Annotated in this window: 13 protein-coding genes; 9 read left to right on the top strand and 4 right to left on the bottom strand. The window is 70.3% G+C overall.

Translation table 11 applies throughout. The features are described 5' to 3' along the window. Positions 1-35 precede the first annotated feature (35 nt). Positions 36-2,117 carry an alpha-1,4-glucan--maltose-1-phosphate maltosyltransferase gene (locus ACFHYQ_RS09830; RefSeq protein WP_394300789.1) on the bottom strand — a complete coding sequence of 694 codons (2,082 nt, stop codon included), beginning with the start codon at positions 2,115-2,117 and terminating at the stop codon, positions 36-38. Positions 2,118-2,614: 497 nt separating this feature from the next. Here ACFHYQ_RS09830 and glgP point away from each other — a divergent pair, with 497 nt between their 5' ends. The 7 genes from glgP to ACFHYQ_RS09795 all read left to right on the top strand — a co-directional run bounded on the left by glgP (position 2,615) and on the right by ACFHYQ_RS09795 (position 13,516). Further along, on the top strand, positions 2,615-5,206 hold the full coding sequence (gene glgP, locus ACFHYQ_RS09825; RefSeq protein ID WP_394300788.1) for an alpha-glucan family phosphorylase: 2,592 nt from the start codon (positions 2,615-2,617) through the stop codon (positions 5,204-5,206). A gap of 81 nt (positions 5,207-5,287) precedes the next feature. Next, the gene (locus tag ACFHYQ_RS09820; RefSeq protein WP_394300787.1) at positions 5,288-6,061 is read left to right on the top strand and encodes an enoyl-CoA hydratase/isomerase family protein; all 774 of its coding nucleotides are present in this window, start codon (positions 5,288-5,290) and stop codon (positions 6,059-6,061) included. A 145-nt stretch (positions 6,062-6,206) separates the two neighbouring features. Next, positions 6,207-7,049 (top strand): M55 family metallopeptidase, encoded by an 843-nt coding sequence (locus ACFHYQ_RS09815; protein WP_394300786.1) that lies wholly within the window; start codon positions 6,207-6,209, stop codon positions 7,047-7,049. 71 nt (positions 7,050-7,120) lie between these two features. Next, the gene (locus ACFHYQ_RS09810; RefSeq protein ID WP_394300785.1) at positions 7,121-7,636 is read left to right on the top strand and encodes a YbaK/EbsC family protein; all 516 of its coding nucleotides are present in this window, start codon (positions 7,121-7,123) and stop codon (positions 7,634-7,636) included. Between the two features lie 116 nt (positions 7,637-7,752). Continuing rightward, complete coding sequence (locus ACFHYQ_RS09805; protein ID WP_394300784.1) at positions 7,753-9,981, top strand: serine/threonine-protein kinase; 2,229 nt, start codon at positions 7,753-7,755, stop codon at positions 9,979-9,981. Between the two features lie 11 nt (positions 9,982-9,992). After that, positions 9,993-12,044 (top strand): serine/threonine-protein kinase, encoded by a 2,052-nt coding sequence (locus tag ACFHYQ_RS09800; RefSeq protein WP_394300783.1) that lies wholly within the window; start codon positions 9,993-9,995, stop codon positions 12,042-12,044. 41 nt (positions 12,045-12,085) lie between these two features. Beyond that, on the top strand, positions 12,086-13,516 hold the full coding sequence (locus ACFHYQ_RS09795) for a serine/threonine-protein kinase (protein ID WP_394300782.1): 1,431 nt from the start codon (positions 12,086-12,088) through the stop codon (positions 13,514-13,516). 18 nt (positions 13,517-13,534) lie between these two features. Here ACFHYQ_RS09795 and ACFHYQ_RS09790 read toward each other — a convergent pair whose 3' ends face one another. Next, complete coding sequence (locus ACFHYQ_RS09790) at positions 13,535-14,899, bottom strand: ATP-binding protein (RefSeq protein ID WP_394300781.1); 1,365 nt, start codon at positions 14,897-14,899, stop codon at positions 13,535-13,537. Positions 14,900-15,179: 280 nt separating this feature from the next. On the opposite strand from ACFHYQ_RS09790, the gene ACFHYQ_RS09785 reads away from it, so the two are divergent. Continuing rightward, positions 15,180-15,959 (top strand): electron transfer flavoprotein subunit beta/FixA family protein, encoded by a 780-nt coding sequence (locus tag ACFHYQ_RS09785; protein ID WP_394300780.1) that lies wholly within the window; start codon positions 15,180-15,182, stop codon positions 15,957-15,959. 12 nt (positions 15,960-15,971) lie between these two features. After that, entirely contained in the window at positions 15,972-16,925 is a 954-nt protein-coding gene (locus ACFHYQ_RS09780; RefSeq protein ID WP_394300779.1) for an electron transfer flavoprotein subunit alpha/FixB family protein, read from the top strand. Between the two features lie 216 nt (positions 16,926-17,141). Here the strand turns inward: ACFHYQ_RS09780 and ACFHYQ_RS09775 are convergent, their stop codons facing one another. After that, on the bottom strand, positions 17,142-18,374 hold the full coding sequence (locus ACFHYQ_RS09775; RefSeq protein WP_394300778.1) for an MFS transporter: 1,233 nt from the start codon (positions 18,372-18,374) through the stop codon (positions 17,142-17,144). A 214-nt stretch (positions 18,375-18,588) separates the two neighbouring features. Beyond that, on the bottom strand, positions 18,589-19,080 hold the full coding sequence (locus ACFHYQ_RS09770; protein WP_275409010.1) for a TetR/AcrR family transcriptional regulator: 492 nt from the start codon (positions 19,078-19,080) through the stop codon (positions 18,589-18,591). Between the last annotated feature and the right edge of the window lie 55 nt (positions 19,081-19,135).

Genomic DNA, 19,135 nt, shown 5'->3' with positions numbered 1-19,135 from the left:
CAGAATGTGCAGGGCCGCGCTCACGGGCGATGGGCTCACCCTTGGCGAAGCGTGAAAACGTGTGCGGGATTGATGTGCGGGTCGAGGCGCACGTAGTTGACCTGCCCCCAGCGGTACGACTCGCCCGACAGTTGGTCGTCCACGACGAACTCGGCTTGCCAGTCGAGACCGAGGGCGGGCATGTCCAACCGGACCGTCGCCTCGTGAGTGTTGTGCGGATCCAGATTGACGACGGCCAGCATGACATCGCCTAGCCCGTGCCTTCGTGTGGCCGTGTCATAGGCGCCGGACAGTCGCTTTGAGAAGCAGATCAGGTCCGGCTGGTCGACGTTGTGGAACCGTAGGTTACGCAATTCCTGGAGTGCCGGGTGGGCTCTTCGCAACAAATTGAGCCGGGTAATGAATGGGGCAAGGCTCCGACCCTCCCGCTCTGCTGCGGCCCAGTCACGCGGCTTATATTGATATTTCTCGCTATCGAGGTATTCCTCGCTACCTGGCCGTACTGGGGCGTTCTCGCCCAGTTCGTAACCAGAGTAGATGCCCCAGGCCGGTGACATGAGCGCGGCCAGCACGGCGCGGATCTTGAAGGCCGGCATGCCTCCGTGCTGCAGGTACTCGTGCAGGATGTCGGGCGTGTTCACGAACAGGTTCGGCCGCAGGTAGTGCGAGGTCTCCCGGCTCAGCTCCGCCAGGTAGTCCTCCAACTCCGGCTTGGAGTTGCGCCAGGTGAAGTACGTGTACGACTGGTGGAAGCCGATCATCGCCAGCGTCCGCAGCATCGGCGGCCGGGTGAACGCCTCGGCCAGGAACAGCACGTCGGGATCGGTCTCCTGGATGTCGGCCAGCAGCCGCTCCCAGAACGCGACCGGTTTGGTGTGCGGGTTGTCCACCCGGAAGATCCGTACGCCGTGGTCCATCCAGTGCCGGATCACCCGCCGCACCTCGGCGTAGATCCCCTCGGGGTCCTTGTCGAAATTCAGCGGGTAGATGTCCTGATATTTCTTCGGCGGGTTCTCCGCGTACGCGATGCTTCCGTCGGCCCGGATGTTGAACCACTCCGGGTGATCCTTCACCCAGGGATGGTCGGGGGAGCACTGCAGGGCGAGGTCGAGCGCGATCTCCATGCCGAGCTCGCGGGCCCGCGCCACGAAGGCGTCGAAGTCCTCGATCGTGCCGAGATCGGGGTGGATCGCGTCATGCCCGCCATCCTCCGAGCCGATCGCCCAGGGCGACCCCGGGTCGTACGGATCGGGCGTGAGCGTGTTGTTGCGTCCCTTGCGGAACTGGACGCCGATCGGGTGGATCGGGGGGAGATAGACGACGTCGAACCCCATCTGGGCGATGGCGGCCAGTCGCTGCTGCGCCGTCCGGAAATTTCCGGATGTGGGGGGAGCGTCCTTCTCGATCGCCGCGCCTTCGGAGCGCGGGAAGAACTCGTACCACGAGCCGAACAGCGCCCGCCGCCGATCCACCCGCACACGTATGCGGCCCGACCGGGTGAGCAGATCACGCAGGGGATGCGCCGCGATCAGCGCGGCGGTCTCCGGCAACTGCGCCACCGAGAACCGGGCACGCGGGTCGACGCCCTCGTCGCGCAGCCGCGCCGCGACCGTCAGCAGCGCCGCCCGGTGCCCGCACGCCCGGCCGCGCTCGGCTCCCTGTGCCGACTTCGACGCGGTTGACTTCGGCGGTGTGCCGGCCGGTACGGCGGGGCAGTCGGCGGGTCGTACGGCCTTGGCCGCCCGCTCGAACAGCCGCGCGCCCTCCTCGCACATGAGGTCGGCGTCGATGCCGCGCGGGATCTTGATGCCCGCGTCGTGCAGCCAGGTGGCGATGGGATCACCCCAGGCCTCGACGCGGAACTGCCACGGTCCTTCCGTCGGCAGCGACACCTCCACGATCCACCGGTCGGTGCCGGGGGCTCCTTCGCGCATCGGCAGCAGGCGACCCGGTTTGCCGTCGGGGTCGATGAGCACGACGCCCGCGGCCACCGCGTCGTGTCCCTCGCGGAACACGGTCGCGCTGATCTCGAAGGTCTCGCCGGCGGCCGCCTTGGCGGGCCGGCGCCCGCAGTCCACGACGGGCTGGATGTCCTGGATGGGAATTCTTCCGATCATCGCCACTCAACTTAGGGGCGGCACACACGGTACCGCCGAATTTTCCGAAGCAAGCATGGATCTTTACTTTTGCAAGTTTCTCCGCTGGACCCGTACGGGGGCGGCGTGAGCCGCGCAGCACGAACGGGCTCGGCGCCGGGCCCGTTCGTCTTCCTACAGGAGGTGCCCCAATAGTCCTCTGTTACCCCTGCCGACGAAAGGCATCACCTGCTTGTGTGCGATGAGGGCTTCGCCGGCCACTCCGCGTTTGGGCCGCCCTTCTCGGGAGATCGATCATTACGGAGCCCGCCGTGCCATCGCGATGGGCATCATGTAGGTGAGTGTAGTTTGGTGGGGTTTGTGCCGGTTATTGGTGGTTAGGGAAGTTTGCAGGAAGGTCAGGGGGAGCCGGGGAGCATCATGTGGATCTTTTGCGACCTGGCCGGCGGGCTTCCCCTGGGATGGACAAGAGTGTTTCGGTCGCGCGTCGTGGCGCTGAGTAACTAGGGTCTGGCCCCGTGAGAGCAATCCGCAGGTTCACCGTTCGCACCGTTCTTCCCGCCCCGCTCGCACCGCTCGGCGAGCTGGTCCGCAACCTCCGGTGGTCGTGGCATCCGGAGACGATGGACCTGTTCGCCGAGGTGGATCCCGAGGTCTGGGAGCGGGTCGAGCACGATCCCGTCGCACTGCTCGGCGCCGTCGAGGCCGACCGGCTGCAGGAGCTCGCCCAGGACCGGCGCTTCCTGCGCAGGCTGGCGGACGCGGCCGACGACCTGCGCGAGTACATGAGCGCGCCGCGGTGGTACCAGTCGCTGGAAGGCGCGCCCGCCGCCATCGGCTACTTCTCCCCCGAGTACGGCATCGCCGCCGCCCTGCCGCAGTATTCCGGCGGCCTCGGCATCCTGGCCGGAGACCACCTGAAGGCGGCCAGCGACCTCGGAGTGCCCATCCTCGGCGTCGGTCTGCTCTACCGGCACGGCTACTTCACCCAGTCGCTGTCAGAGGAGGGCTGGCAGCTCGAGCACTACCCCTCGCTCGACCCGGGCGGGCTGCCGCTCACCCTGCTCAAGGAGGAGGACGGCACCCCCGCCAAGGTCGTCGTCGGCCTGCCGGGCTCCCGCATGCTGCACGCGCAGATCTGGGTGGCGCAGGTCGGCCGGGTGCCGCTGCTGCTGCTCGACTCCGACGTCGCCGAGAACGACACGGCGGCCCGGGACGTGACCGACCGGCTCTACGGCGGCGGCGGCGATCACCGGCTGATGCAGGAACTTCTGCTCGGCATCGGCGGCGTCCGCGCGCTGCGCGTCTACTGCCGGATCACCGGCCATGCCGATCCCGAGGTGTTCCACACCAACGAGGGCCACGCCGGTTTCCTCGGCCTGGAGCGCATCCGCGAGCTCACGGAGGCCCGGCTGTCCTTCGAGGAGGCGCTCGAGGCCGTCCGCGCGGGCACCGTCTTCACCACCCACACCCCCGTCCCCGCCGGGATCGACCGATTCCCGATGGACATGATCGCCAGGCAGTTCGGCGGGGACAACGCGTGGCCGACCGTGAGCGTGGACCGGATCCTGGAGCTCGGCGCCGAGCCCGAGGGCCCCGACTCCGACAAGGCCGTCTTCAACATGGCCGTCATGGGCATGCGGCTGGCCCAGCGGGTCAACGGCGTGTCCGAGCTGCACGGCCACGTCAGCCGGGAGATGTTCCGCGGCCTGTGGCCGGGCTTCGACGTCGACGAGGTGCCGATCGGGTCGATCACGAACGGCGTGCACGCGCCCACCTGGGTCGGCCGCGAGATCATCGAGCTCGTGGGCGCCGAGGCGGGCCGGGAGGGCATGGAGGGCTGGGACCGCGTACGCAGGCTCCCCGACTCCGACATCTGGCGGATCCGCGGCGACCTGCGCGCCCGCCTGGTGGCCGAGGCGCGCAAGCGGCTCAGACGGTCCTGGCGGCAGCGGGGCGCGGCCGAGGCCGAGCTGGGCTGGGTCGACGAGGCGCTCGACCCCGAGGCGCTGACCATCGGCTTCGCCCGGCGCGTGCCGTCGTACAAGCGGCTCACGCTCATGCTCAGCGATCCCGAGCGGCTCAGGCGCCTGCTGCTCGACCCGGACAAGCCGGTGCAGATCGTGATCGCCGGAAAGTCCCACCCGGCCGACGAGGGCGGCAAGAAGCTCATCCAGCAGATCGTGCGGTTCGCCGACGAGGAGGACGTGCGGCACCGCATCGTGTTCCTGCCGGACTACGACATGGCCCTCGCGCAGTTCCTCGTGACCGGCTCCGACGTGTGGATGAACAACCCGCTGCGCCCGTTGGAGGCGTGCGGCACCTCCGGCATGAAGGCCGCGCTCAACGGCGGCCTCAACCTCTCCATCCGGGACGGCTGGTGGGACGAGTGGTACGACGGCAACAACGGCTGGGCCGTCCCCAGCGCCGACGGTGTCGACGACCCCGACCGGCGTGACGAGCTCGAGGCGGCCGCGCTGTACGACCTGATCGAGCGTGAGGTGGCCGACCGGTTCTACGACCGGGCCGCCGACGGGCTGCCGCGCCGGTGGCTGGAGATGGTCAAGCACACGCTGAGCTCGCTCGGGCCGAAGGTCCTCGCCGGGCGGATGCTCCGCGGGTACGTCATGGACCTGTACGCTCCCGCCGCCCGCTCGGCCCGCACGCTCGCCGGCGACGCGTACGAGAACGCGAAGCTGTTCGCCGCGTGGAAGCTGCGGGTCACCCGGGCCTGGCCGGGCGTGCGGGTCGAACACGTCGAGGCCACCGGCATCGGGGACACCCCGGAACTGGGGGCGCGCCTGGAGGTGCGGGCGACGATCGCGCTGGGCGAGCTGTCCCCGGAGGACCTGCGGGTCCAGGCGGCCTACGGCAGGGTCGGCGTGCACGACGAGCTGATCGCCCCCGACCACGTGACGCTGAAGCCGGACGGGGTCGGCGACGACGGGCGGGCGCACTACACCGGTGTGGTGCCGCTGGATCGGACCGGAGCGTTCGGGTACACCGTCCGGGCCGTCCCGTTCCACGCGCTGATGGCGTCGCCCGCCGAGCTGGGGCTCATCGTCGTACCCGAGGAGCCGGTCGGGATGACCAACGGCACCCTGCGCTGAGCGCACCTGATCACCGTCCTAGGGTGGTGCCTGACGAAGAAGTCGAAGCGGCCGGTCGAGCCGGTGGAAGGGTGATGGCGCATGGGTGAGTTCGTCAGCGTGGAGATCGCCGACCATATCGCCACCATCCGGGTGGACCGGCCGAAGCTGAACGCGCTGAACCGGCAGGTGCAGGAGGAGATCGCGGAGGCGGCGCGGCTGGTCGACGCGGACCCCGAGGCGCACGCCGTCATCATCTATGGAGGTGAGCGGTCGTTCGCCGCCGGGGCGGACATCAAGGAGATGGCCGGCATGTCGTACGCGGAGATGGCGGTCCGGTCACGTTCCCTGCAGGACTGCTTCACCGCGGTCGCCCGTGTCGGCAAGCCGGTCATCGCGGCGATCACCGGGTACGCCCTGGGCGGCGGCTGCGAGCTCGCCCTGTGCGCCGACTTCCGGGTGGCGGGGGAGAGCGCCAAGCTCGGTCAGCCCGAGATCACGCTGGGCATCGTCCCGGGCGCCGGGGGGACTCAGCGCCTGCCCCGCCTCGTCGGCCCCGCCAAGGCGAAAGACCTGATCTTCACGGGCCGGCACGTGGACGCCGCCGAGGCCCTCGCCATCGGCCTGGTCGACCGGGTGGTGCCCGATGTGGAGGTCTACACGGCCGCCCTGGAGCTGGCCGCCACCTTCGCGCAGGGGCCGGTGGCGGCCGTACGGGCCGCCAAGCAGGCGATCGACCAGGGACTGGAGACCGACCTCGACACCGGCCTGGAGATCGAGCGGCTCCAGTTCTCCGGCCTGTTCGCGACCGATGACGCGCGGGAGGGCATGACCGCCTTCACCGAGAAGCGCCGCCCCAAATTCACCGGCCACTGAGTTCACCGGCTCGTCGCCGCCCCGCCATGTGCGCGAGGGCGGCTGCGGCTCGGCCGTGGGAGGCCCGCTGAAGGGCCAGGTCATCACCACTTAACGATGAACGGGGATGAGGCCCGCCGGGTGGAGACATGGGGGATATAACGAGATGAAGATCTATCTATCGGTGGACATGGAGGGCGTCACCGGGCTCACCGATCCGGAGGAGATGCACGCGGGCGGCCGCGGCTACGAACGCGGCTGCGAGCTGATGACGGGGGACGCCAACGCGGTGATCCGGGGGGTGTTCGACGCGGGGGCGCAGGCCGTGCTCGTCAACGATGCCCACGGTTCGACCAAGAACCTCAGGATCGACCTGCTCGACGAGCGGGCCACGCTGATCCGGGGGCCGGGCAAGCCGCACCGCATGGGACAGGGGCTGTCACGCGACTTCGCCGCCGCCTGCTTCGCCGGCTATCACGCCAGAGCGGGCGTACGGCATGGCGTGCTCAACCACACGTGGATGGGCAAGGAGATCCACAACGTCCACCTCAACGGCGAGATCTGCGGCGAGACCAGGTTGGTCGCCGGATTCGCCGGATCGCTGGGTGTACCGGTGGCGCTCGTCGCGGGTGACGAGGCGGTCTGCGAGGAGGCCCGGGATCTGCTCGGCGACGTCGAGGCCGTCGCGGTCAAGAAGGGCATCGACAGGTTCTCCGCCGAACTGCTGCCGCCGAGCGTGGCCCACCGCCAGATCAGGGACGGCGCCGCCCGGGCGCTCGATCGGCTGTCCGATTTCAAGCCTTATGTGGTGGCCTCGCCGTACACGCTGGGCGTCGAGTGGAGCTCCACGGCGATCGCCGCGGCCTGCGCGATCATCCCGGGCGTGAAGCAGGTCGGCCCACGGCACACCGAGTTCACGACGGGCGACTACCACGACATCATGGCGCTTTTCGGGATCTTCTCGATGATCGGCGGTCAGGTGGCGTGCGGCAGCGGCGCCTACGGCTGATCCGGTGCCGTGGAATCCGCCCCGTAAGGTGGTCACTCAGCTGCACGAACGTGTGATCAAGGAGGGCTGAATTGACTCTCGACTGGATGCCCGTCGACGACGGCCTCGACCTGCTCGCCGAGCCGGTGGCCAAGGCGATCACCGCCAAGGGCGTGGCCGCGCGGGTCGCCCCCATCGACGCCGAGCTCGCGGACACCGCCGCGTTCTGCGAACGGTACGGCGTGGCCCTGGAGGAGTCGGCGAACTGCGTCGTCGTCGCGGCCAAGCGGGGCGGCGAGACCCGCCATGCGGCCGTCGTGGTCCTCGCCACACACCGGGCGGACATCAACGGGGTCATCCGCCGCCACCTGGGGGCAAAGAAGGCGTCGTTCGCGCCCCAGCCGGAGGCCGTCGCGCTGACCGGGATGGAGTACGGCGGCATCACTCCGATCGGGCTGCCCGAGGAGTGGCCGGTGCTCGTTGACCGAAATGTGATCGACCGGCCGTTCATCGTGATCGGCAGTGGCGTTCGCCGTTCCAAGCTGGCACTTTCCGGGGAGGAGTTGGTCAACACGACGAACGCGGAGATCCTCTCGCTCACGCTCTGACCATCCTCTGGGGATCCCTGGGAAACCACCGGCCCGCGCCTGCCGTTTACCGGAGCAGGGATGTGGCGCGTTGGTGCGCTCATGGGCGTTCTTTTAGTCGGTATGGTGCTTAGACAATGAATCAGGACGACCGGCTGGGACCGTACCGGCTGCTGCGGCGGCTCGGTGAGGGTGGCATGGGTGTGGTCCACCTCGCCCTCGACCCGCGCGGCAGGGAGGTGGCCGTAAAGGTCCTGCGTTCGGAGGTGACGGGGGACGACGTCGCGCGCAGGCGGCTGTCGCGTGAGGTCGAGACGATGCGGCGGGTGCGCAGCCCGCACGTCGCGGAGGTCCTGGACGCCGACGTCACCGGCCTGCGGCCGTACATCGTGACGCGGTACGTGCCCGGACGGCCACTCGACGAGATCGTCAAGCAGGACGGCCCGCTGGCTCTGGACGCCCTGCTCAAGGTGGCGGGCGGCGTCGCCGAGGCGCTGGCGGCCGTGCACGCGGCCGGGGTCGTCCACCGCGATCTCAAGCCGGGCAACGTGCTGATGTTGGACGGTCGCCCGGTGCTCATCGACTTCGGCATCTCCCAGGGCGCCGACGCCACCCGGCTGACCCAGACCGGGATGTTCATCGGCACCCCCGGCTACCTCGCCCCGGAGATCATCGAGGGGCACGAGGCAGGTCCGGAGGTCGACGTGCACGCCTGGGCCGGCACGCTGCTGTTCGCCGCGACCGGTCAGCCGCCGTTCGGCAAGGGCACGCTGGAGATGATTTTCTACAACATCACCTCCGGCCGGTCCAACGTGGCGGCGGCTCCGGAGCCGCTCCAGCCGATGCTGCGTGCGGCGTTCCAGCGCGATCCGGCGAGGCGGCCGAGCGCGGTGGAGCTGGCCGACTGGGTCGCCAGGCTGACACGGCCCACCGCCGATCGGCCCCGCGTGCCCGACGAGATCACCACCGTGCCGAACGTCGATGACACCGGCGGCCGGCCCACGCCCGGTCCCGGGACTTCAGGAGGCGGCACTTCCGGTGGCGGCACCGCCGGTCCGGGGCAGGGGGAGTTCGTCTCGCTGCTCGCGGACCCGCCCAGCCTCGACGGCACCTCCGCCCTCCGCAGCTCCCCGGCCCCCCCAGTCCCCGGCGGCGCGATGGCGCCCGGTGCCTGGGGCCAGGGGAACGGGCCTGAGATCATGGACACCCCCGTGTTCCGGGGCAACGCCGGGCGCGGGGGCGATCCCGCGCCCCCTCACGGGCCCATCCAGCCCATCCAGCCCGGTCAGCCCGGTCAGCCGGTCCGACCCGGGGCGGCCCCACCCGCGGCCCAGGGCGGGGACCCGTTCCCGACCGTGCGGGTGACCGGTGAAGATCTGCGCCGCGCAGGCATCGGGCCCGGCGGTCCGGTCCATGCGCAGCCGGCGGGCTCCCCGGAGGGGGACATCCCGACCAGGCGAGTCACCTCCGAAGAGTTACGCCAGGTGGTTCCGCAGAGCTTCCTGGATCAGCCGCCGAAGGGAGTCGACCAGACCCCGGAGATCTTCAAGAAGGGCGCGGAGATCTTCGAGCAGACCCCGCTCATCCCCCAGTCGCAGCAGGCCCCCTTCGTGCCCACCCTCCACATGCCGCCGCCGTCCGCGTCGCCCGGCATGTCCGGTCCTCCGATGCAGTCGCCCTACCAGCAGCACTATCAGCAGCACAATCAGCAGCACCAGGGGCCGTACCAGCAGCCGCTGCCGGGCGGCGTGGTGCCGCGGCACTCCAAGGCGTACGGCGTGGCCGCCGCGCTGCTGTTCGTGCTGATGATGGGCGCGGCGGTCATCGCGCCGCTCCTGGTGTGGGTGCTCATGCTGCCGGTCGCCGTGCTGCTGCGGGCCGCCGACATGGCCCATTCGCGGCTCGACACCCGAAGGTTGGCCGGCGCCTCGCCCGCCGATCTGATCCGGGTGTTCAGCCGGCCGGACGCGATCATGAGGTCGGTCGGCGCCACGATCGCGCTGGTGCCGTACGGACTGGTCCTGGGCCTGCCGGTCACGGTGCTGCTGACCCTGCTGGTGCCGTCGGCATCGGTCCTCGCCGCGCTGAGCTGGGGGCTCGCGGTGGCACTGTGGACGGTGTGCGCCGGGCCCGGGGTGGAGGGGCCGCGCCGCCAACTGCGGCGGACGCTCGCCTCCGTGATTCCCGGAGACGGGGCGGCGCCGGGGGTGGCATGGGGGATCGCGGCCGCCACCGCGGTGGTGGCGCTGGTCGCACTCGCAAGCCTGGTGGACAAGCAGACAGCGGGGCACTTCTGGGGGCCGGTGGACGTTCTGTCGGTAGTAGAACGCCTTCGCGAGCTGCGGATCCACATGGGGAACCAGTGACGGGGGACAACATGTCGGCTATCGAGGCTCCGGAGCGGATCGGCCCCTACCGGCTGCTGCGCCGGCTGGGCGAGGGCGGCATGGGAGTCGTCCATCTCGGGTTGGACGGCGAGGGCCGCGAGGTCGCGGTCAAGGTCCTGCACCCGCATGTCGCCACCGACCTGAAGGCGCGTGACCGGCTCACCCGCGAGGTCGAGACCATGCGCCGGGTGCGCAGCAAGCGCGTCGCCGAGGTCTTCGACGCCGACCTGACCGGCGCCTCGCCGTACATCGTGACCAGGTACGCCCCCGGGCGGACGCTGGAGCAGGCCGTGCTGGAGGACGGGCCGCTCGACGACGCGGGGATCATCCGGCTCGCCCGCGGGCTGTGCGAGGCCCTGGTCGCCATCCATGCGGCCGACGTCATCCACCGCGACCTCAAGCCCGCGAACGTGATGCTCGTCGACGGCGAACCACTCGTGATCGACTTCGGTATCGCGCACCTGGTCAACGCCATCCGGCTGACGCAGACCGGAATGTTCGTCGGCACCCCCGGCTATCTCGCCCCCGAGATCATCCGGGACACCGAGATCACTCAGGCGGCCGATGTGCACGCGCTCGCGGCCACCGTGTTCTTCGCGGCGACCGGCCGGCCGCCGTTCGGATCCGGCACGTTCGAGTCGGTCTGCTACAACGTCCTCGAGGGCAAGGCGCAGTTCGACCTCGCGCCCGCCTGGCTGCGGGAATGGCTCCGGCTGGCCCTGGCGAAGGACGCCGCGGCCCGCCCCGCCGCCGCCTCGCTGCTCAAGCTGGCGCGGGCGCTCGACCCCTCGGTGACCGCGCTCCACGAGACCGGCGCGCGGGACGGCGGCACCCGGCTGCTCGACGCGACGGCACTCAACGGGAGCGCCCCGAACGGTCACGGAGCCGCCTCCGGTCCGGCGGCGTACGACGAGAGCAGGGCCCCCGCCGACGCCCCGTCGGGCACCTCGTCGCGGCCGGAGCGTACCGGCGTCCTGCCGGGCGCTAGCGGGTATTCCGACGACTACGCGGACCTGCTTCCCCCGGTCAACTATGTCGAGCAGGAGCGCACCCGCCGGGAGCCGCGGCGCCGGCCCGCTTTCGCGCCGGCCCCCCAACCGACCGGGCCCGCGTACGGCCCGGCCCCCGGATACGTTCAACCCGGATACGGTCAACCCGGGTACGGCCCGGCCACCGGGTACGTCCAGCCGGGGTACGGCCCGCCGCCGGCTGTCTATCCGCCGCACCCCGACCAACTGGTCGCCGGCTATCCGCCGCCACCTCAGACAATCCCTCAGGCGCCCACCACTCAGGCACCCCCTCACACGGCGGCGCCCCCGACCGCGCCGCCGGCGGAGGCCGTGCCGTACGGGCGGGAATCGTCGCGGCCGCGCTACCGTGCCGCGCACCCGGTCCTGGCCACGCTGCTCCTCGTCGTGCTCGTGGCCCTGGCATGCCTGCTGCCGGTGACCGTCAGCTTGTTCGCCATCGTGGCCGCGCTGTGCCTGCGCGTGGGGCATCACCTGTTCGGCGACCTCGCGGAACGCCGGTCGATCAGGGGCAGCAGCGGCGCGGACCCCCTGTTCGCGATCCTGGGCACGCCCTGGGCGCTGATCAGGTCGACGCTGGCCACGCTCGTCCAGATCCCGCTCGCCGCGATGTTCGCGATGTGCGTGTGGGGCGGGCTCGTGTACATCGGGAAGATGAGCACCGATCCGGCCGCGGCCTACGCCGCCGGAGCGTTCGTCGCGGGGCTGTTCGTCCTGCCCGGCGGATCCGCGCCGCGCAAGGCGGTCTCCCGGACGCTCAGCTCGGCGATCCGCAGCCCCGGCGCCGGCATGGTGGTCGCGATCATCGTGGGCACCGTCGCGCTGTTCGCGGTCATGACGGCCATGTCGGCCGACGCCTCCTGGGCGCCGTGGCGGCCGCCCTCGGTGGCGATCGACCACGTCGTGTCCGATCTCAGACGCAGAGGCGAGGACACGGTCGTCAACCTCGTCGGCGGCCTCATCGGCGACATCATGGACAGGATCGGCCTGGGTTTCCTCACCTTCTGGAACTGACCCGGCACCCGAAGGGCGTCGAGGGGGAGCGGAGGAGCGGAATGGGTACACCGGAACACCTGAGCCCTCACCAGCGGGGCTCCGACGGTGCCGACCACGGCTCCGACCACCGGGGCTCCGATCACCGGGGCGGTGAACGGCCGGGCCGTTCGGAGGACTCCGGTCTCGAACCCGATCCTGCCCACCTGGGGCGATATCGCCTGCTCTCGGCGCTCGGCGCCGGCGGGTTCGGCGAGGTGCACCTGGCCCTCGACCCGGAGGGCCGCGCGGTCGCCGTGAAGATGCTCCACCCGCACATCGCCTCCGACTCCCGCGCGATCGCCCGCCTGGCCCGCGAGGTGGAGACCATGCGCCGGGTGCGCGGCCCGCACGTCGCCGAGATCCTCGACGCCTCCCTGACCGGCCCCCGGCCGTACATCGTCACCCGATATGTCCAGGGGCGTGCGCTCAGCGTCGTCATGGCGGACGGCGGGCCGATTCAGGGGGACGATCTCGTACGGCTCGCGCGCGGACTGGCCGAGGCGCTGGAGTGCGTCCACGCCGCGGAGATCGTGCACCGCGACCTCAAGCCCGCCAACGTCATCATCGCGGACGGCAAGCCGCAACTGATCGACTTCGGTATCGCGTGCGCGCTGGAGTCGGCGGCGGTCACGGCGTCGGGTGCGGTCGTCGGCACCCCCGGTTACCTGGCTCCCGAGGTGCTGGAGGGCTGGGCGGCCGGGCCGGAGGCCGACGTGTTCGCCTGGGCGGCGACGCTGGCCTTCGCCGCGACTGGGCGCCAGCCGTACGGGATGGGACCCGTGTCGGCGGTCGCCTACCGGGTGGTCCACCACGAACCCGACCTTTCCGGTGTGCCGTCCTGGCTCGCCCCGCTGCTGGCCGAGTGCCTGAGCAGGGACCCGGCCGCGCGGCCGACGGCGGCACGTCTCGTCGCCCGGATCACGGCGACCGCGCCCGCCGTGTCCTCCGCTGCTCCCGATCTGCCCGCGCCCACGAAGCCCGTCGGTGGGCCCGTGGGTGGGCCCGTGGGTGGGCCCGTGGGTGGGCTTCTCGGTGCGCGTGTGGCGCGTGGCGTCACGCCCACGAGGGAGTGGCGGCCGTCCCGGGGTGGGCGCCCGGACGGGCGCGCCGGTGCCGGGCAACCGGACGCGCGGGCCAAGCACCGGCAGAAGCTGCACCGGCGGTGGATCATCGGATCGGCCCTCGTCGTCGGACTGTTCGCCGCCGCGGCCTCGCGGAACCTCCCCGAGATCTCGCTGCTCCTGCTCGTCCTGTACGGCATCGGCGTGCTGATCGACGCCGCCTTCGGTCTGGCCGCCAAGGCGCGGGCCAGGCTGGTCGTCGACGCAGCGGGCGGCGTCGGCGTCGTCGCCGTCTACGCCCTGCTCAGCTCGCTGTTCAGCACGATGACGTTGCTCTTCGCCGTCGCCACCGTGGTGTTCCTGCTGATCACTCTCGTAGTCGCGAGCTGATCCCGTTTCCTGCAGGCGTCAGGGAAAGATGTCCGCGGCGGTGACGCAGAAGGTGTCCGGGTCGGCGCCGGCGATGCTTTCCCGGGCTGCGACGGCGTATCGCAGTTCGGCGGGGGCCTTGGTGAGGTGCGCGGACTTGGCGGCCAACCCGGCTTTGATCCGCGCCCCGTTCACCTTCCGCGCCCACTTCGCCTCCCCCACGAGGATGGGCGACCTGGACCTGCCGCTCAGGGCGACCGCGTCGATCTGGTTCTGACCGTCGCCCTGCCACCAGGGTCCGATCGCGACGACCTCAGGGCCGATCTCGGGGGCGCGGAGCCGCAGGTGATCGCGGAACGCCTCTTCCCATGGGTCTCCCATGTGGTCGTCGATGGACGCGATCAGCACCGGGCGCACGGTCTCGCCCAGCCCCCTGTCGATCTCTGGCAGGACGCGGGAGAGAGTGCCCAGATAGAAGGCGAGGAAGTTGTCGGCGATGCGGTAGATCCGGCGGCGGGTACGCCGGGACTCGGTGACCGGCTGAAGCCGCTCAACCAGGCGCAGAGCCAGCAGATCGCCCAGCGTCCTGGTCGGGTCCGCGCCGATGGCGTCGGCGATCTCGTTGTGCTTGGTGCATCCCTCTGCGATCGCCTGGAGAGTGGCGGCGACGTGCACACCCTGTCCACCCTCCGTGGCGAGGACCAGATCGCCCTCCCTGATCATCTTCGCGTCGGGATGGCAGGCGAGGCGCGTCAGGTTGTCCTCGATGCTCAACTCCGGCCGCCACCACGACAGATAGAGCGGCATCCCGCCGAGGATTCCGTACACCAGCGCGCGGTCCGGCGGGGTCAGGTCGCGGAGCATCTCGGCGGCCTCGTGCGGCCGGAAGGGATGGAGCTGCATCGTCAGGTCGAATCTTCCGTACAGCGGAGCGCGGTACTCCTGGATCGCCCGCATGGTCCGTACCGCCGAGCCGCAGACGATGATCCGCAGTTTGGTGTGGCCAAGGGAGTGGTCGAGGAAAGCCCGCAGCACGCCTTCCAGATCGGGTGCCTTGCTGATCATTTCAGGAAACTCGTCAAGCACCAGGAGCAGCGGTTCGTTTTCGGCCTCCCGACCGAGGTGGTCAAGCGCCTCATCCCAGCTCTGGTACGGCCGCGCTTCCAAATCCCGGGTTGGTGACCGTACGGCAGAGGCGGCGCGAAACGAGAACTCCTCGAGTTCACGATGAGCGCTTCGGTTGCCGCCCGTGTGGAAGACCACCCGCTTCCCGCGCGCGAACTCCTGAAGGAGAGCGGTCTTTCCCACTCGGCGGCGCCCCCAGATGAGCGCGGGCCGCGGGTACGGCTCCGTCCACCATTCGCCGAGGGTGGCAAGTTGCTCCTGTCTGCCTACGAAAACCATGTCTCCAAGTTAACCGACATCGACGTCGGCGACGTCAGGGTCGGCGACATCAATGTCGGTAAGGGTGCGACGAGCCGGGTTCGGGTGGGTAGGAGGGCCCCGACAGGTCCGGAACATGCTTCGGTATCGTGAAGTCGCGACGGAGAAGTGTGGCTGAGCTACCGACGGGTAACATAGCCTTGCTCCCATCTGGAAGTCGTACATGCACGTGCGCGTACCCCACGGCACGTATCGAAATCGCGGCGTCAGCCGTACGGAAAGGGGAGGTCGGCCACCGGCCATGAACATCGTCGTCTGCGTGAAGCAGGTCCCCGACACGGCGACCGAGCGCAAGCTGAGGTCCGATGACAAGACGCTCGACCGCGAGGCCGCCGACGGCGTCGTCAACGAGCTCGATGAATACGCGGTCGAGGAGGCGCTGAAGCTCAAGGAGGCCCACGGGGGCGAAGTGACGGTGCTCACCATGGGCCCGGGCAAGGCCACCGAGACCATCCGCAAGGCGCTCGCCATGGGCGCGGACAAGGCGGTCCACCTCAGCGATGACGCGCTGCACGGCTCGGACGCGCTGTCGACCTCCTATGCCATGGCGCAGGCGCTGAAGAAGATCGGCTTCGACCTGGTCGTCCTCGGCTCGGAGTCCACCGACGCCCGCACCGGCGTGCTCGCCGCGATGCTGGCCGAGCGGCTCGGCGTCCCGCAGCTCACCCTCGCCAACAAGGTCGAGGTGAACGGCTCGGCCATCGCCGTCCAGCGCCTCACCGACTACGGCTACGACAAGGTCGAGGCCTCGCTGCCGGCCGTCGTGTCCGTCGTCGAGAAGATCAACGAGCCGCGCTACCCCTCCTTCAAGGGCATCATGGCGGCCAAGAAGAAGCCGGTCGAGACGCTTGGCGTCGCCGACGCGGAGATCTCCGCCGACCAGGTGGGGCTGGCGAACGCGTGGAGCGAGGTCGTCGACTTCGCCGTCGCGCCGCCGCGTGCGGCCGGCACGGTTGTCAAGGACGAGGGCGACGGCGGCGCCAAGATCGCCGAGTTCCTCGCGTCGAAGAAGTTCGTGTGAGGGGCCCCGAAAATGAGTGAGATCCTGGTTCTCGTCGAGCATGTCGACGGTGACGTCAAGAAGGTCACCCTCGAACTGCTGACGCTGGCCCGTTCGCTGGGCACGCCGGCCGCCGTGTGGGCGGGGCCCGGCTACTCGGACGCCGCCAAGGCCAAGCTCGCTGAGTACGGCGCGGACAAGATCTATGTCGCGGACGCCGAGGAGATCATCGGCTATGTCGTGGCGCCCAAGGCGGAGCTGCTGGCCAAGCTGGTGGCGGACAAGGCCCCGGCCGGCGTTCTGGTCGCGGCGACGGCTGAGGGCAAGGAGGTCGCGGGCCGCCTGGCGGTCAAGACCGACTCCGGTGTGATCACCGACGCCGTGGGCCTGGGTGAGGGCTTCGTCGCCGACCAGTCGATCTTCGGCGGTGGCGTCAACGTGCGCAGCCGGGTCGCGAAGGGCACGCCGATCGTGGCGGTGCGCCCCAACTCCACCGCTCCGGTCGCCGCGGCAGGCGCCGGCGCCGAGGAGAAGGTGGAGGTCGCCCTGTCGGAGGCCGCCCGCGCCGCGCGGATCGTGGAGCGGGTCAAGCAGGAGAAGGGCGCCCGTCCGGAGCTGACCGAGGCCGCGATCGTGGTCTCCGGCGGCCGCGGCGTGGGGTCCGGCGACAACTTCGCCATCATCGAGAAGCTCGCCGACTCCCTCGGCGCGGCGGTCGGCGCCTCCCGTGCGGCCACCGACGCCGGTTGGTACCCGCACCAGTTCCAGGTCGGGCAGACCGGCAAGACCGTGTCGCCGCAGCTCTACATCGCGAGCGGCATCTCCGGTGCGATCCAGCACCGGGCCGGCATGCAGACGTCCAAGACGATCGTGGTGATCAACAAGGACGCCGAGGCGCCGATCTTCGAGATCGCCGACTACGGCGTGGTGGGCGACCTCTTCCAGGTCGTTCCCCAGCTCACCGACGAGATCGAGAAGCGCAAGTAGCGGTCTTCCGTATGGCCCGGCTGCCGGGTTGCCGGGCTCATCAACGGGCTCATCAACGGGCTCGGCGACGGGCTCGGCGACGGGCCGATCGAAACGGGCTCGTCCAGAACGCGCCGAGCGGCGCCGCACCACGCGTGGTGCGGCGCCGCTCGCGTCTTCGTACCGAGTTCGCGCCTTCGTACCGAGTTCGCGCCTTCGTACGGCGAAGGTACGGGCTCAGGCGGCGACGGGCAGGCGCTCGGAGGTCTCTCCGATGGCGTCGGCGGACTCGGGAGACCGCTCCGGCGGGGCGGATCCGGCGGCGGCCTTCCTGACCGACGGAAGGAACCGACCGGCCACGGCGACGAGCACGCCGACCGCGACCGCGACGCCCATGGCGGCCCGCAGGGAGGTCGCGCTCGACAGGAAGCCGATGACGACCGGGCCGAGCAGGAGTCCCGCGTAGCCCATGGCACCCGCCTGGGCGATCGCCGGCCCCGGACGGTCCGTCGCGGTGCCCGCGAGCGACAGCGCCATCGGGGAGATCGTCGCCACGGCGAGGCCGACGAAGAACATCCCCGCCACCGCGATCGGAGCGGACGTCGCGGCGATGACGACCAGGAAGGTCGCCGCCGTGGCGGCCCCGGAGAACACGATCAGGCCGCGTGCGCCGTACCGGTCGCGGAAACGGTCCCCGCTCAGCCGGCCGGCCAGCATGCCCGCCTCGAACACGGGATAGCCGAGTGCGGCGACGGACTCGGGCGCGCCGAGCGTGCCGAGGAGGTACAGACCGTTCCAGTCGGCCACGACGCCTTCGATCATGAAAGCACCGAACGTGATCGCGCCGAGCAGGTAGACGATGCCGGGCATCCTGCGACGCGAGCCGGATGACGTCTCGGCGGGCGCGGCGGCGGCGTCGGGTAGGTACGTGCGGCCGAGCGCCAGCGACATGGGGAACGACACCACGGAGATCACCACGAGATGGGACGTGAAGGACAGTCCCGCGGCGATCGCCACGGTGCCGAGCAGCCCCGCCGAGATCGCGCCGACGCACCAGCCGGCGTGCATTCCGCTCATCAGCGGCCTGCCGTACGCCTGCTCGACGGTCGAGCCCTGGGCGTTCATGCCCACGTCGACGACGCCGAACGCCATGCCGAACAGCGTCGTGGCCGCGACCATGGCGGGGAATGACGGCGCCACCGCGACGAGCACCAGTGACGCCGCGCAGAGGGGAGTCGCCACCCGGAGCACACCGCGGCTGCCGGCCTTCGCCATGACGACGCGCATGAGCTGCATGGTGAGCAGCGCGCCGAGCCCCCAGCAGAGCAGCGCGACGCCGACCGAAGACTCCGACAACTGGAGCCGGTGGACCAGCGCGGGCAGGCGTACGGTGAACGTTCCGCACATCAGACCGGCCAGCACGAACGTGAGGACCGACCCGTAACGGGCCGCCCCCAGGGCGCGGGTCATCACGACCACCTTTCTGGAGTGTTTCAAGTTTGGAAATCGATGGGGCTGGTGAAATCGATGGGGCAGGGAGGGGCGGGAACGGATCCGCGAGGGTCGAAGGCCCGTGGAGGCCGGGTGAGAACTCCGCGATGAGGGCTGTGGTCGGCGCGGCACGAGAAGCCACAGAGGGGGTACGGCACGGGCCGAATCGTCGGTCTTCAGGCCGGGGAGCGCGTCACAGCAATTCGAGCAACCGCCGGTGGACCGCCGCGTAATCCATGACCGAAGGGCTGTGAGTGGCGACGTCCCAGAGACCTTCGCAGGCGAGCCGTACGACCTGGGAGGTCGGCGGATCGGGTTCGTCGTCCAACCCGTGGGTATGCCAGCGGGCCATCGCCTCACGGAGCGGCGCGAGCAGCGCGTGGTCTCCGGCGGCTCCGGTGACCACGGCCCAGCGTCGCAGCCGGCCGCTCTCGACGGCCTCGAACGTGGCGGCCAGATAGGCCCGCGTGTATGTGGGCTCGTCCTGTGCCTCGACCAGTGCGTCGAAGTCCGCGATCAAGCGTTCGATCATGCCTTGGATCAACGCTTCTTTGCCGGCGAAGTGGTAGAGGAGGCCACCCTTGCTCACGCCGGCGCGCTCGGCGACCGCGGCCAGGGTCAGGCCCTGGACTCCCTGGTCGTCGAGCAGGCACTCGGCCGCGTCGAGTAGCTCATCTCTCCTCACGGCTTTACTATACCGTCCGGACGGTTCAGTTCGCGTATCCGGGGATCGTTCGCGC

Origin of the sequence: Sphaerimonospora cavernae, from assembly GCF_042435035.1 — a bacterium.
Taxonomy (GTDB): domain Bacteria; phylum Actinomycetota; class Actinomycetes; order Streptosporangiales; family Streptosporangiaceae; genus Sphaerimonospora; species Sphaerimonospora cavernae.
This window is presented reverse-complemented; position numbering and strand designations above follow the sequence as displayed.